This window comes from Parabacteroides sp. TM07-1AC, from assembly GCF_003480915.1.
GTDB classification, from domain to species: Bacteria; Bacteroidota; Bacteroidia; order Bacteroidales; family Tannerellaceae; genus Parabacteroides; species Parabacteroides chongii.
In genome coordinates, this window is sequence record NZ_QUKD01000011.1 from 88,894 (window position 1) to 103,970 (window position 15,077).

The 15,077-nt window shown below is 45.9% G+C and carries 10 protein-coding genes and 1 pseudogene; all 11 read left to right on the forward strand.

Annotated elements, in window-relative coordinates; all coding sequences use genetic code 11:
- Positions 1-264: pseudogene (locus DXD68_RS24585) on the forward strand (arylsulfatase); the annotation flags it as partial.
- A 198-nt stretch (positions 265-462) separates the two neighbouring features.
- Positions 463-2,691 carry an alpha-L-fucosidase gene (locus DXD68_RS19530; protein WP_122363169.1) on the forward strand — a complete coding sequence of 743 codons (2,229 nt, stop codon included), beginning with the start codon at positions 463-465 and terminating at the stop codon, positions 2,689-2,691.
- Between the two features lie 92 nt (positions 2,692-2,783).
- Complete coding sequence (locus tag DXD68_RS19535) at positions 2,784-5,333, forward strand: glycosyl hydrolase family 95 catalytic domain-containing protein (protein ID WP_410510733.1); 2,550 nt, start codon at positions 2,784-2,786, stop codon at positions 5,331-5,333.
- Positions 5,334-5,542: 209 nt separating this feature from the next.
- Positions 5,543-6,988 carry a sulfatase-like hydrolase/transferase gene (locus DXD68_RS19540; RefSeq protein WP_122363171.1) on the forward strand — a complete coding sequence of 482 codons (1,446 nt, stop codon included), beginning with the start codon at positions 5,543-5,545 and terminating at the stop codon, positions 6,986-6,988.
- A 45-nt stretch (positions 6,989-7,033) separates the two neighbouring features.
- A complete protein-coding gene (trpS, locus tag DXD68_RS19545; RefSeq protein ID WP_122363172.1) occupies positions 7,034-8,089 on the forward strand; it encodes a tryptophan--tRNA ligase in 1,056 nt (351 codons plus the stop codon).
- A 149-nt stretch (positions 8,090-8,238) separates the two neighbouring features.
- On the forward strand, positions 8,239-8,757 hold the full coding sequence (locus DXD68_RS19550) for an RNA polymerase sigma-70 factor (RefSeq protein ID WP_122363173.1): 519 nt from the start codon (positions 8,239-8,241) through the stop codon (positions 8,755-8,757).
- Between the two features lie 105 nt (positions 8,758-8,862).
- The gene (locus tag DXD68_RS19555) at positions 8,863-9,669 is read left to right on the forward strand and encodes a porin family protein (RefSeq protein ID WP_233577245.1); all 807 of its coding nucleotides are present in this window, start codon (positions 8,863-8,865) and stop codon (positions 9,667-9,669) included.
- 50 nt (positions 9,670-9,719) lie between these two features.
- Positions 9,720-10,466 (forward strand): porin family protein, encoded by a 747-nt coding sequence (locus DXD68_RS19560; protein WP_122363175.1) that lies wholly within the window; start codon positions 9,720-9,722, stop codon positions 10,464-10,466.
- Between the two features lie 5 nt (positions 10,467-10,471).
- Entirely contained in the window at positions 10,472-11,317 is an 846-nt protein-coding gene (locus DXD68_RS19565) for a FecR family protein (protein WP_122363176.1), read from the forward strand.
- A 7-nt stretch (positions 11,318-11,324) separates the two neighbouring features.
- Positions 11,325-14,021, forward strand: coding sequence for a TonB-dependent receptor (locus DXD68_RS19570; protein WP_122363177.1), 2,697 nt, complete (start codon positions 11,325-11,327; stop codon positions 14,019-14,021).
- A 5-nt stretch (positions 14,022-14,026) separates the two neighbouring features.
- Entirely contained in the window at positions 14,027-15,073 is a 1,047-nt protein-coding gene (locus DXD68_RS19575; RefSeq protein WP_122363178.1) for a DUF4249 domain-containing protein, read from the forward strand.
- Positions 15,074-15,077 lie beyond the last annotated feature (4 nt).

Genomic DNA, 15,077 nt, shown 5'->3' on the forward strand with positions numbered 1-15,077 from the left:
TTATTATCACCGAGTTCCGGTGGTTGGAGTTTCCCGAAACCGAAAAAAGATGATGAGATGATCAAAACATTACCTTCAGTTCAGCTTTACAACATGAAGACCGATCCGGCAGAAAAAAATAATGTATATGCCGAACACCCTGAAGTAGTAAAAGAATTGAAAGACCTGATGATCAAATATGTGAAGGAGGGGCGCAGTACTCCGGGTGCTCCGCAGAAGAACGACGGACCGGAAGTCTGGAAGCAGTTGAGTTGGATGGAATAAGTTATAATAATCAGCGATAAGTATGTATCCCGGGTAACGTTTTTGTTATCCGGGATTTTTTATATCCCTTTGGACTTTCCGCAAACGTTTGCGTAGATTTTCCCTTAAATCTTTTTCTTGCAGCCGTTAATACTGTATTTTTGAACATTTAAACGAAATAAATAAAGAACACTTATTAATTTCAAATCATAATAAGCCATGAAAAAGTCTGTTTTTATTTTATTGGGGGCAGCGCTCCTTTCCGTTCCGATACACGGGCAGGATAAAGGAATAGCTTTCCAAAACACGATCAAGATCGAACCCGGCGATAGCCATGAAGTGATTATTGAGAAGGCAGCGCATGTCGTGCCGACTCCGAATCAGTTGGATGCTTTGCGGAATGAATTTATTGCTTTTATCCATTTTGGGCCGAATACGTTTACCCGGATGGAGTGGGGGAACGGCATGGAAGATCCGAAGGTGTTCGATTTGAAGGAGTTGGATACCGATCAGTGGTGTGAAGCAATGAAAGCTGCCGGGATGAAGATGGTGATCATAACAGTGAAGCACCATGACGGGTTTGTCTTATGGCAGAGCCGTTATACGAAACACGGTATTATGTCGTCCGGCTTTGAAGGAGGCAAGGGAGATATCCTGAAAGAACTGTCTGCTTCCTGTCAGAAATATGGGCTGAAACTGGGAGTTTATCTCTCTCCCGCCGACCTGTTCCAGATTGAAAGTCCGGACGGATTATACGGAAATCTGAGTAAATACACCAAGCGGACAATCCCTCGGGAAGTGCCCGGCAGACCATTTGCCAATAAGACAAAGTTTGAATTTGTGGTGGATGACTACAACGAGTATTTCCTGAACCAACTGTTTGAAGTGCTGACCGAATACGGACCCATACACGAAGTTTGGTTTGACGGTGCCCACCCGAAACGGAAAGGCGGTCAGACGTACAATTACCATGCCTGGAAAGAACTGATCCATACACTCGCTCCGAAAGCCGTTATTTTTGGTCGCGAAGGCGTTCGCTGGTGTGGAAACGAAGCCGGAGGAACCCGCCCGACAGAATGGAATGTTATTCCTTATCAGGCAAATCCGGATACGATGAGTCATTTTGCCGATATGACAGATCCGGTGCTCGGTGCCCGTGAAAAGTTATATGAGGGAAAATTCCTGCATTACCAGCAGGCAGAAACCAATACGTCCATCCGTGAAGGCTGGTTCTACCGCGATGATACGCACCAGAAAGTCAGAAGTGCCGATGACGTATTCGATATTTATGAACGTGCCGTCGGAGGTAACTCCACTTTCCTGTTGAATATTCCTCCCAACCGCGACGGTAAATTCTCGCCGGCGGATGTCAAAGCGTTGGTAGAGACTGGAAAACGTATTCGGGAAACTTACGGAACTGATCTGCTGAACGGCGCACAGGGACCGAAACAACTGCTCGACGGCAAGGAAGATACTTATTTATTACTGGACGATGCAAACAAGGAGTTTGTTATTACAACCCCTTCACCCGTTACAATAAACCGTATCATGTTGCAGGAAGCAGTTGCGACCTATAGTGAGCGGGTAGAGAAATTTGCTGTAGATGCCTGGATCGACGGAGCATGGAAAGAAATAACGGTTTCTACCAATATCGGTTACAAACGTATCCTCCGCTTTCCGGAAGTGACGACCGGTAAACTTCGTTTCCGTTTGTTGGAATCTCGTCTGACACCAGCCCTCAGCCATGTTTCCGCCCATTATTATACATCCCGTCCACCTCAGTTGAGTTTTAAACAGGATGTGAACGGACTGGTAACGATAGAACCTAAATTACAGGACTTTGGCTGGAATCCTCATGGACAGAATGCGGCAGGAAACCTGAATGTCGGATATACTATTTATTATACGACTGACGGTACGGAGCCGGGTGCAACTTCCACTGAATATAAAGAACCGATCCAAGTGAATCGTGGTGAGTTGAAAGCGGTCGCTATCCTGAAAGGTGAAAAAGGAGCTGTACACAGTGAACGTCTCGGACTTGCCAAGAAAGACTGGAAGCTGGTCGGAGCAAGCAGTGAAACTAAACGTCGCCCGGCAACAGCTGCCTTCGATGCTAAAGCGGAAACATACTGGCAATCGGAAGAAGGTACATTGCCTCTTTACCTGGCAGTCGACCTCGGTTCCCCACAGACTCTGAATGGCTTTGCCTATACACCTCAAACCCGAAACTCGGATGGTATGATGGCGAAAGGCGTTATTAAGGTCAGCAACGACGGAAAAACCTGGAAAGAGGTGGAACGCTTCGAGTTCGGCAACCTGATCAATGACCCGAGCAAACGCTATCATTATTTCAAGAAACCGGTATCTGCCCGTTATGTCCGTGTGGAAGCAACGGAAATAGCTGCAGGCGGTAAGGTGGTAGCCATTGCAGAATTTGACCTGCTCTGATTGAAAAAGATAAAAAAACTTTTGATGTCTCCGGAAAACAATTACTTTTGTCTTCCGGAGACATTGTTTTTTTATAATCTAATTCTAAATCCATGATTATGCGAGTATTATCTTATTTTATGTGTTTGTTTCTACTCCTTGCGTGTGCGAAAACACCAAAGGAGAAACCATTAACTTTATGGTATGACAAACCGGCAGGAAACTGGAACGAAGCGCTCCCTATCGGTAACGGCCATGCGGGTGCAATGGTGTTTGGAGGAGTCGATTCGGAACAATTGCAATTGAATGAAAATACCCTTTATAGCGGTGAACCTTCAGTGATTTTCAAAGATATAAAAGTTACTCCGGAGATGTTTGACAAAGTGGTCGGACTGATGCGGAAAGAAAGATACAAAGAAGCAACCGATCTGGTATGTAAAAACTGGTTGGGACGTTTGCATCAGTATTATCAACCATTTGCTGATCTTCATATTCAGAATAACAAAACCGGGGAAGTCAGTGAATACAAACGTGATTTGAATATATCGGATGCAATAGCAAGCACGAAATATGTTCAGAACGGCATTCGTTATGAACGTGAGGTTTTTGCTTCGAACCCGGAAAATGTGATTGTCGTTTGCCTGAAAAGCGATAATCCGGAAGGAATCGATATTACGCTTGATTTTACATCGGAGCATCCTACTGCCGTGCAGAAAAGTAAAGACGATCGTCTGATTGTGCAGGGAAAAGCTCCCGGCTATGTGGAACGCCGTACTTTTGAACAGATGGAAAATTGGGGCGACCAGCACAAGCATCCTGAATTGTATGATGAAAAAGGTAACCGGAAATTCGATAAACGTGTATTATACGGAGATGAGATAGATAATAAAGGAATGTTGTTTGAAGCACAGCTCAAACCAATATTGCCTTCAGGGGGAACCTGCGAAATCACCGATTCAGGCATACATATCAGTCAAACAGACGAAGTGTATTTTGTCATGAGTCTGGCTACGAGCTATAACGGATATGATAAAAGTCCCAGCCTGGAAGGTGTAGATCCGGCTGCAAAAGCCGCTGCTATCCTCGATAAGGCAACTGCATATACTTATAAAGAACTAAAGAAGAGACATCTTACTGATTACCGTAATCTGTTCGATCGTGTAAAACTCGATCTGAAATCAGATCCGGAGCAACTGGCTTTGCCTACCGACGAACGGATAATCCGTTTTGATGAGAAAGCGGATCCGGCTTTGGCTGCCCTATTGTTCCAGTACGGACGTTATCTGATGATCAGCGGCTCACGTCCGGGCGGTCAGCCGTTAAATTTACAGGGAATCTGGAATAAAGAGATCGTTCCACCCTGGAACTGTGGCTATACGCAGAATATCAATCTCGAAATGAACTACTGGATGGCAGAGACCGCAAACTTACCGGAATGCCAGGAACCTCTTTTCAAAATGATAAAGGAATTATCTGAAACCGGCGCTGAAACTGCCCGTAATATGTACGGTAGACGGGGTTGGGTCGCTCATCATAACACATCTCTTTGGCGTGAATCAGTTCCGAACGATAATGTCCCTTCCGCTTCTTTTTGGCCGATGGTACAGGGATGGCTTTGCAGTCATTTATGGGAACATTACCTTTATTCGGGTGACAAAGAGTTTTTGAAGAATACGGCTTATCCTCTTACTAAAGGGGCTGCCGAATTTTATGCCGACTGGCTGATCGACGATGGCGAAGGACATCTGGTTACTCCTGTCGGTGTTTCTCCGGAGAATTGGTTTGTAACGCCCGACGGAGAAACAACCGCTTTGAGCATGGGACCGACAATGGATATGGCGATCATACGTGAAACATTTGAACGTACGATCAAAATGTCTGAAATGTTTGGGGTGGATACGGAATTGAGGGCTGAACTTGAAAGTAAATTAGCCCGATTGCTTCCTTATCAGATTGGTAGCCGGGGACAATTGCAGGAATGGATGTATGATTTTAAGGAGCAAGATCCGCAACACCGTCATCTGTCTCATTTGTACGGATTCTATCCCGGCGATCAAATCACTCCCGACGGAACTCCAGAGCTGTTTAAAGCTGTAGAACAGACCTTGAATTTGCGAGGTGATGCTGCTACCGGCTGGTCGATGGGATGGAAGATCAATTGCTGGGCACGTTTGCTGGACGGTAATCATGCGTATACGATCATTAAGAATTTATTTAATCCGGTTCAGTTCGGACCGAAGAAAAGAAATGGCGGTGGTTTATATAGTAACATGCTGGATGCCTGTCCTCCTTTCCAGATCGACGGAAACTTCGGCTATGCGGCAGGTGTTGTCGAAATGCTGCTGCAAAGCCATGCCGGTTTCGTACAGCTGTTGCCTGCCCTCCCGGATGTATGGAGCGAAGGGACCGTATCGGGTCTGAAAGCACGTGGTAATTTTGAAGTAGCCATGAACTGGAAACAAGGTCGTTTGTCGGAAGCGACAATCCTTTCCGGAAGCGGTAACGAGTGCCGGTTGAGAACTTCGGTTCCTGTCACGGTCAAAGAGGGCGGTAAAGAGGTTGCAACTTCTTCTCCGGTTACTTCCAACGGGAAAGAATACTTCGAAACAACCTTTGCTACGGTTGCCGGAAATAGCTACCGGGTGAATCCGGTTACTCCTTGAGACAGTCGGCAAGATCCTGGGGGACGCATTTTTTACCAATGCCTGCATGGGCATGAACTGCTTGCAAGATAAAAAGTGTTTCACCCTAGTGAAACAGTTGTTTCATCTAGGAGAAACACTTGTTTCATTGGGATGAAACACTTTCAGCAATGCTATTCCCGTAAAGAATAATCAGGTGATAAAAAAGCAAATTAATAAACAAAATTTTTATGAATAAGAAATTAACCTTATTAAGTACTGCCATGCTGTCGGTAACGAGTTTGCTGGCCGCAGACAAAAATCCGAACGTTATCCTTATATTGGCTGACGATATGCGTGGTTCTGCCATGAATTTCCTGGGTGTGGAAGAGGTACATACACCGAATCTGGATAAGCTGGCTGCTGAAAGTACCGTCTTTTCCAATGCTCATATTATGGGTGGAACTTCCGGCGCTGTCAGTATGCCGAGCCGTGCCATGCTGATGACGGGTAAATATCTGTATACGCTGGAAAAGCAGGGTGCGACTGTGCCCGATGATCATACATTGATTGGCGAGGCTTTGCAACAGGCGGGATATAACGCTTTCCATACCGGTAAATGGCATAACGGATATGCGGCAATGAACCGTTGTTTCAATGATGCAAAAGGCATTTATTTCGGTGGAATGTATGACCACTGGAATGTCCCCCTCTACGATTACAACGCGGATGGCAATTATGGCAAGAAACGTCCGGTCGTTAAGAATTGGGGAAAGAGCAATGAGGTGACTTATGAAGTGGGGGAATATATGTATTCCGGTAAGCATTCGGTGGATATCTTTACGGAAGATGCCGTCGAATATATTGAAAAGCAAAAAGATGCCGGCAAGCCGTTCTTCCTTTCCGTAGCCTATATGTCACCGCACGATCCGCGTACGATGCCCGACGAATATATGCGTCAGTACGACCGGGATAATATCCAGTTGCCTCCGAACTATATGGATAAGCATCCGTTCGACAACGGCGAGCTGGTGATCCGCGACGAGGTGTTGGCTGCCATTCCGCGTGTGCCGGACGAAATTAAAAAGCATATCACGGAATACTATGCGATGATTACGCATGTAGACCGTCGTGTAGGCGATATCATCAAGGCTTTGAAAGAAACCGGCGAATACGAAAATACGATCATTATCTTTGCCGGCGATAACGGGTTGGCTGTCGGACAACACGGTCTGATGGGAAAACAAAACGTGTACGAACATAGCGTGCGTATCCCTTTGATGATCAAGAGTGCGGGAAGTAATACCCAGGGAAAGATCAGCGATAAGCTTTGTTATCTGATCGATGTTTTCCCGACCGTGTGCGAGATGGTCGGTACGGATATTCCTTCTTCGGTGGACGGTGTGAGCCTTGTTCCTGCGATAAATGAGGATAAGCCGGTGCGGGATTACCTGTATTACAGTTATATGGACAACCAGCGTGCCGTATCCGACGGTGAATGGAAGTTGTGCGAATATAATGTAAAAGGCGTACGTACGACCCAGTTGTTCAACCTGAAGAACGATCCCTGGGAGATGAATAATTTGGCAGGAGAGAAAAAATACGGCAAGATCATCCAAAAACTGCGTAAGCAAATGTCTTTGGAGCAAGTAGAAACGAAAGACAATTCGGCTTTTTGGAACGGATTTGTATTCTAAAATTACTATCTTTGCGACTGTTTGAATAAAATAAAGAATTTAGAAATGGAAACAGTAGTAAGTGGCATCAGGCCAACAGGTAATTTGCATCTGGGGAATTACTTCGGAGCAGTAAAGAGTTTTCTGCAAATGCAGAATGAGTATAATTGCTTTTTCTTTATTGCAGACTGGCACTCCTTGACTACGCATCCGCGTCCGGCAAACATCCGCGAAAGTGCAAAGACGATTTTGGCTGAGTATCTGGCTTGCGGCATCGATCCGGAGAAGGCTACCATCTATATACAGAGTGACGTTCGCGAAGTGGCCGAACTGTATCTCTACCTCAATATGAATGCCGGTATCGGTGAATTGATGCGTACGACTTCATTCAAGGATAAAGCGCGTCAACAACTGCATATCGACCGTGTGAATACCGAAGAAGGTGACGTTGAACGGGAAATTTTTAATGAAGGAAACAAACATAGCGTGAATGCCGGTTTGCTGACTTATCCGACGTTGATGGCTGCCGATATCATTATCCACAAGGCTCTGAAAGTGCCGGTAGGAAAAGACCAGGAACAGAATATGGAGATGGCGCGTCGTTTCGCCCGTCGCTTCAATTCGACCTATGAAGTGGATTTCTTTCCGGAACCTGCTTCTTTCCACCTGACAGAGAAGGCTGTAAAAGTGCCGGGTCTGGATGGTTCGGGTAAGATGGGTAAGAGTGAAGGGAATGCGATCTACCTGATCGACGATGAGAAAGCGATCAAGAAAAAGGTAATGAAAGCGGTAACCGATGCCGGTCCTACGGAACCGAACAGCGTGAAGCCGGAACCGATCGCCAACCTGTTCGCCATGATGGATATCGTATCGACAAAAGATACATACGATTACTTCAACGAAAAGTACAATACTTGTGAAATCCGTTACGGCGATATGAAAAAGCAGTTAGCCGAAGACATCAACAATTTCTGCGCCCCGATCCGTGAACGTATCCTGGATATTCGTGCCAACGAAGAGTACATGGAGAAGGTAGCCCGTATGGGAGCTGAAAAAGCCAGCGCCAGCGCAGCCAAAACTTTGGCAGAAGTGCGTGAGATTATCGGTTTCCGTCCGTATTGATATTGTTTACAGAAAGATAGAAAAAGAGGTCGTTTCGAAAGGGACGACCTCTTTCTTTTTATTAAATATGTGATAAAGAAGTTGAATTTTTATCTGATTGTCGGGAAAACTGCTTTACTTTGCGGGGAATAGTTACAGATAACAAACGTATGGCAGCCATTTCCAACGGAGAGTTTGAGACATATTTCAGGGAGTTGTATAAGCCCCTGTGTCTGTTTGCACTCCGTTTTACAGAACGGGTAGATGATGCGGAGGATATTGTACAGCAAGCCTTTGCCGATGTATGGGATAAGAATATCAATGGTGCATTGATTGAAAATCTAAAATCCTATATGTATCAGGCGGTGCGCAATCGTTCGCTGTCGCTGGTGACACAGCCGGTCGATCAGCAGACAACCGATGAGTTCCCGGATCTGGAAGACTCTTCCGAAGAAGAGCAGATGTACAATGCCGAAAGAGATGCCCGCCTGTGGACGGCTATTGACGGCTTACCGCCCGAACGCAAAAAAATCTTTTTACTTTCCAAACGCGACGGACTGAAATATCAGGAGATCGCCGAAGAACTGAATATTTCAATAAAGACAGTTGAGAATCAGATGGGTAAAGCTCTGAAAGCTTTGCGTGAAACGGCTGTGCGTATCTATAACTTTCTGTTCGGTCTGGCGTGACCGAATAAAAAATATTGAATCGGAGTAGGGGTTTTTCCCGGCAGCTCTGTCTTAGAGACAAAAGGTATTACATATTTTGTTTCACTAAGAAAGAGAGTAATGATGATGAAGAAGATTATTTCTTGTGTGTTGTTGATGATGATGTTGATGTGTGTGACGAATGTTAGTGCACAATGGTCTGTAACTCCTGAGGCCGGAATGAATGTGACGAAGTATAAAAATTCGCCTGCCGCTATTGGTTTTAAAGCCGGTGCAGCCGTTAGTTATACGTTTGGTTCAGGATTGTTTTCAATCCAATCCGGCCTGTATTATGTACAGCGGGGAACAGGGAAATCATCTTTCGGAACGGCCTATGGTAAAGTGATTGATAAAGACGGCAAGGAACAGAACCGTTATCTTTATTTCGCTCCGGAATATTTGGGTTATGGTGGCTCTGATGATTGGGGATATTATGGCGGTTACATGGGGGGCGGTGGTTTTCTCAATGACTATGGCGGATTGTTCCCTATGGATATGAAGGTAGAAGGTATCAGTTTGTCGGAAAGTAGTTTTCGCAGAGATTATCTGCAATTACCGATTCTGGCCCGTTTTAACTGGAAAATTGGCAAAGATGTCAAGTTGCATGTGGCTGTCGGTCCATATCTGGCATATGGAATTTCAGGGAAGACGAAATATACGGATAGAGAAATCTCCGATAAAGGATATCTGACGAATTCCGACTCTTGGGGGACGTTCAAGGGAAGTGATTTCCGCAAACGTTTTGACTGGGGACTTATGCTGAATGCCGGTGTTGAGGTAAAACGCTTTACGTTGAATGTCTCTTACGACATGGGACTGGACAAAGAATATAGATATGATGATATAAGTATAAAATATCATACCGTAAGTTTTACAGTAGGGTATAGATTCTAGAGAATAAAAGCAAGCAGATAGCTAAAGTTTATATTTAAAGAATAAAGAAGATGAGAAAGCTTATTTTGATGATGTTGAGTGTGTGGATGATTGGCGGAATGGCGAGTGCACAATCCCGTTGGAGTTTGACACCGGAAGCAGGTATGACGGCCGTTCAACGTGTTGGCTACGGAACCTGGAAACCGGGTCTGAAAGTGGGAGCGAGCATAGGCTATCAATTTAAACCGGAATGGATTGGGTTGAAAACGGGTTTGTTTTATACTAATCGAGGATATGATATAGATGGCTTGTATAACCAATGGTCGTCGGAGGAGGCGGTTGAGTTGAGGGTTGAAAATGGAAGTCTCAAGCAACACTTTTTGCAATTACCGGTGATGGCCGATTTTTCGTGGAAAGTGAAGAATGTTCGCATGCACTTGGGGGTTGGTATGTATGCGGGTCTTGCCATTTCTCAAAGTTGGAGTTGGGGAGCATGGGGATACACAATTCCAACTCCGGAAACAAAAATGAGTTATGCAGGGGCAAATAGTTATGGTGATATAGAACATGGGTATAATCATGATAACAACCCTTTTAGAGATATGAATTCGTTTGATTGGGGATTGACAACTTCGTTTGGTATCGAAGTGCAGAATTGGGTAGTCAATGTTGGATATGAACTTTCATTAGGAGATGAAGGTCCTAATTATAAACAAAGCTATGGCTCTTTAGGTAGTTCCTATACCGTTCGAAGCATAGGTTCCAACTACAACACCCTGTCGCTCTCAGTCGGTTATAAATTTAAATTAGGAAAATAATATATATGAACAACGAGCAGGAAAATAAACTGGAAGAACGCATCCGTTTCGTAGCGAAACACTACGAGGAAGGACATTTGGATACGGATAAAGCCTGGCAGCAGTTTGCCTCCAGGTATCAGGTACGCCGTACGGTCTCTTTCCGCCGCTACTGGATGGCTGCAGCTTCAGTCTTATTACTGCTCATTGGTTTCAGTACTTATTATATAACAGATCGTAATTCCCCCGAATGGGTAGCGGTAACGACTACCCCGGGACAGCTAAAAGATGTTTACCTACCTGACAGTACTCTGATTTCGATGGCTGGAAATTCCTCCATTCGATATGATGCGAGATCTTACGGAAAGGAGCGGCGTGTGGTGGAGATGAAAGGAAAAGCCTTTTTCCAGGTGACGAGGAATGAAGCACGCCCCTTTTCTGTCTATACTGAACGGACGGAAGTCACCGTACTGGGCACCAGTTTTCAGATAAATGAGCAACCGGAAGGGACTGACGTGAATGTGATGACCGGTAAAGTAAGTTTCGGTACTACCGGCAATGAAACGGATAAAGTGATATTAACCGCCGGCATGTCGGCATCATACTCTATGGAAAGTAAAGGAATCACTGTCGTTGAGGAAGAAGATCTCAATACGCTGTCGTGGAAAACCCGACAGTTACGATTCAATGACACCCCGTTGGAAAAGGTGATCGGCGATCTGAACGAATATTATCAGGTGAAAGTAATTAATAAATCTGAAAACCCGAATCTGAAGCTGACGGCCACTTTCAATGATCTTCCGCTGGAAGATGTTTTATTGGTTATTAACCAGACGCTCGATACCCGCCTGGCCCCTGAATCCCCCAAATAAGTAACCTATGGGACGTATATGGATATTGCTGACAGGGATTCTTATGCTTTTTTCTCAGGTAAAAGCCGGAGAAAGGGCTGCTGTTGTTGAGCTGCCGGTAGAACCGACACCCACGGTTACGATGGATAAGCGCCAGGTCCCTTTACTGGAGATCCTGCAGGAGTTGGAAAAGCAGACCGGTGTTTTTTTCTCTTACGAATCTTCTTTGCTGGACGAATTTCCCAAAATGTCTTTTAAGGCGCACGACGAATCGCTTTCTTATTGTCTGAAACGCTTGTTCTTCGCCTTGCCCGTTACCTACCGGCTGACAGGGCAGATCGTGATCCTGAAGCGGAAGCCCCGGTTGTATACGATCAGCGGCTTTGTCCGCGATTCGGTTTCGTATGAGAGTCTGATCAATGCCACGGTCATTGAGCGTGTGACCAAGAGTGGGACGACCACCAATAATTACGGTTTTTACAGTATCACGCTCCCTCCCGGAAAAGTTATTCTGCGCGCCTCTTTTGTCGGATTCGAAGTGAAGGAGATAACCTTCGATCTGACTTGTGATACGTTGATCGATATACCTTTACACTCGACAAAGGCATTGGGCGAGGTGGTCGTGGAGGGACTGAATCCCCGATCGGAAGTCTTGAGCACGCGGACCGGGGTCGTGGATGTCCCGGCGCAACGCATCAAATCGATGCCTGCCCTGCTGGGAGAAACAGATGTGGTGAAAACCCTGCAACGACTTCCCGGCGTTGCAGTAGGGACCGAAGGGATGACCGGGCTCTATGTCCGGGGAGGTGATGCAGACGGAAACCTTTTTTTACTGGATGGCAATCCGGTGTATCACACCAACCACCTGCTCGGTTTCTTCTCCGCCTTCAATCCCGACGCCGTTAAAAATGCCACATTTTATAAAGGAAGCTTTCCTGCCGAATACGGGGGAAGGCTTTCGTCTGTAGTAGACGTACGGACCAATGACGGAGACCGGTATGAATATCATGGTAATTTGTCGGTCGGTCTGCTGGCGTTGCGTGGCAATTTGGAAGGCCCTATTATAAAAGGGAAATCCTCTTTCAATGTGTCTGTGAGGCGTACCTGGATGGAACTGATTACCTGGCCGTTGTTGAAAGCGGTCAATGACGGGGAGGAGAAAAAGATCAAGGGCGGCTACCATTTTTTTGATATGAATGCGAAAGTGAACCATTCCTTTAGTGACCGGACGCGTGGCTATATGAGTTTCTATATGGGGAGCGACAGCTATCTGAACGGGGAGGAAAAAGATGTAGAAGAACGTGTGGGGCAAGACTTCCAGTGGCGTTGGGGCAATCTGATCGGTTCGGCTGGGATCAGCCATGTCTTCAGTAACAAGCTCTTTGCTACGTTTACGGCAGGCTATACGCGTTATCGTTCGCATATACGGCAGGATAAGGAAGGCTATACGCTTTCTGCCAACCGCACGGACCGGGAGCTATTCCGTCAGGAAAGCCATTACCGTTCGGCGATGGAAGATCTCAGCCTGCGTGCCTCTTTCGATTACCGGTTGCATGAAAAACACCGTCTGAAGTTCGGAGGAGATTATCTGTTCCATAACTTTCGTCCGGAACAGAATACGATGAAGAGCTGGTATAAAGATTCCGTCAAATCGCAGGAAACCAATACTGTCTATGCCAATTCGCTGATCCACGGGCATGAAGTGTCTTTGTTTGCAGAAGAGGAAATGCATGTGATGGAACGTCTGACAGCCAGTGTCGGTCTGCGGGCAACTGTTTTCCATGTGCAGGGGGAGACCTATTTTTCCATGCAGCCCCGCTTGTCTGCCCGTTATTTGCTGGCCCGTCGTTTGTCTGCCAAATTATCCTATACCAAGATGAACCAGTATATCCATTTGCTTTCCAACTCGTATATCAGCCAGCCAACGGATATCTGGGTGCCTGTTACCCGTAATATCCGTCCGATGAATGCCCATCAATATACAGCCGGCCTTTATTATACATTGAACAGGCAATATAATTTTTCCATAGAAGGATATTATAAGCGGATGAATCATCTGATCGACTATAAAGACCGCATTCCTGTCGGTACGGATTATTCCCGTTGGGAAGAGCGGGTAGGCGTTGGATATGGCCGTGCGTATGGTGTGGAGTTTATGGCGCAGAAGAAAGCCGGCCGCCTTTCCGGTTGGATCGGTTATACGCTGTCGTGGTCCGATCGCCGTTTTCCGGACGAGAGTGTGAATAAAGGGCGCCGTTTCCCATCCAAGTACGATAACCGTCATAAGATCGATTTGGTGGCAACTTATAAACTGTCGCGTAAAGTGGAGTTGACCGCTGCCTGGATGTTTGCTTCCGGCAATCATATCACGATCCAGGATCAACTCTACCACGGAGGTGGGGGACAGACGAATAATGGATATATGCAGAATGGGTCTCTCATCATCGGGGATGATAACATCGGTTATGCCGCCAGTTCACGTAATAACTACCAGCTATCCCCTTATCATCGTCTTGATCTGGGACTGAATTTCTATCGTTACAAAAAGAAAGGACGATTGGGGGTCTGGAACTTGAGCCTTTGTAATGCGTATGGTCATCCGAATCCCTTTTCAGTCCGGACAAAATACCGTACGGATTATGACACAGGAAAGAAGGAAGTCTTTTTGGAACAATCCATTCTTTTCTTATTTTTACCGTCTGTTTCCTATACATATAAATTCTAAGTGTTATGAAAAAGGAATTGTTTACCCTGCTGTCGCTGTTGTCGCTCCTGTTCTGCATGGCTTGTACGCGTGATGTGGAACTGAAGATCGATACGGTCTCTCCGGTGCTGGTGCTCAACGCTTCCATAACACCTGATCAGGAAGTTGCAGCTTTTCTGTCGAAGAGTTGGTTTCTGATGGATAGTGTCCCCGAATATGATTTGCCGGAAACAGGAGTAAAGATCAATGTATACGTGAACGATCAGTTTCGCGGAGCCATGTCGCGCTCGGATAATCCGGCTGATAGCCTTGAATATAAGGGACAGTTCAAATTGCCGGGATGTTATGTGCAGACCGGTGATAAGGTGAGACTTGAAGCGGAGGCACCGGGATTCGATCCGGTGAGGGGAGAAACGTTTATTCCTGCGGAGACGGAAATAGCTTCCATCGATACAGGGCGTTTTATAACGTCCGGATCATACGATTTCCGCTTATACGTGACATTTAAAGATAAGCCTTCTGAACGAAATTATTACCGGTTGATAGTAGAACGTCTGATCGAATATCATAAAGGAGATCAGATTATGTGGGAAAGTTCGTTTTGCGACAATTTCGGAAGACCGCTGCAGGATTCCGGTGATCAATTCGATGCTCCGTATCCTTTCCCTTTCACTCTGATATATGACGACCCTGTCTTTCAGCCGGGAATCCCATCTTTAGAGATCAACGACGGCATTTATTGCCGGGGTGTATTCTCTGATGATATGTTTGATGGAGAAGAATATACGGTGACAAGCTCGTTTTATCCTGTGAGTTCGCTGCAAACGGACACGGTAACTGCGATAGTACATTATGATATCCATCTGATGTCTGTTTCGGAATCCTATCACAATTATTTGAAAGTGATCCGTAACTTCTCTATTTCACTGGGAGATGCGTATGTGGACGGTTTGCTGGAACCGACTGAAACGTATTCGAACGTAGCCGGCGGATTTGGTATTGTAACGGGCTACCGGATTGCCACTCGCCGCATAACGATGCCTTTCGGTGATCTTTCGTACGAGTGGTGGTAGCAGT

Coding starts and splice junctions, on each gene's coding strand:
- DXD68_RS19530 (WP_122363169.1), top strand. CDS start 463: ATGAAAAAGTCTGTTTTTATTTTATTGGGGGCAGCGCTCCTTTCCGTT.
- DXD68_RS19535 (WP_410510733.1), top strand. CDS start 2,784: ATGATTATGCGAGTATTATCTTATTTTATGTGTTTGTTTCTACTCCTT.
- DXD68_RS19540 (WP_122363171.1), top strand. CDS start 5,543: ATGAATAAGAAATTAACCTTATTAAGTACTGCCATGCTGTCGGTAACG.
- trpS (WP_122363172.1), top strand. CDS start 7,034: ATGGAAACAGTAGTAAGTGGCATCAGGCCAACAGGTAATTTGCATCTG.
- DXD68_RS19550 (WP_122363173.1), top strand. CDS start 8,239: ATGGCAGCCATTTCCAACGGAGAGTTTGAGACATATTTCAGGGAGTTG.
- DXD68_RS19555 (WP_233577245.1), top strand. CDS start 8,863: ATGAAGAAGATTATTTCTTGTGTGTTGTTGATGATGATGTTGATGTGT.
- DXD68_RS19560 (WP_122363175.1), top strand. CDS start 9,720: ATGAGAAAGCTTATTTTGATGATGTTGAGTGTGTGGATGATTGGCGGA.
- DXD68_RS19565 (WP_122363176.1), top strand. CDS start 10,472: ATGAACAACGAGCAGGAAAATAAACTGGAAGAACGCATCCGTTTCGTA.
- DXD68_RS19570 (WP_122363177.1), top strand. CDS start 11,325: ATGGGACGTATATGGATATTGCTGACAGGGATTCTTATGCTTTTTTCT.
- DXD68_RS19575 (WP_122363178.1), top strand. CDS start 14,027: ATGAAAAAGGAATTGTTTACCCTGCTGTCGCTGTTGTCGCTCCTGTTC.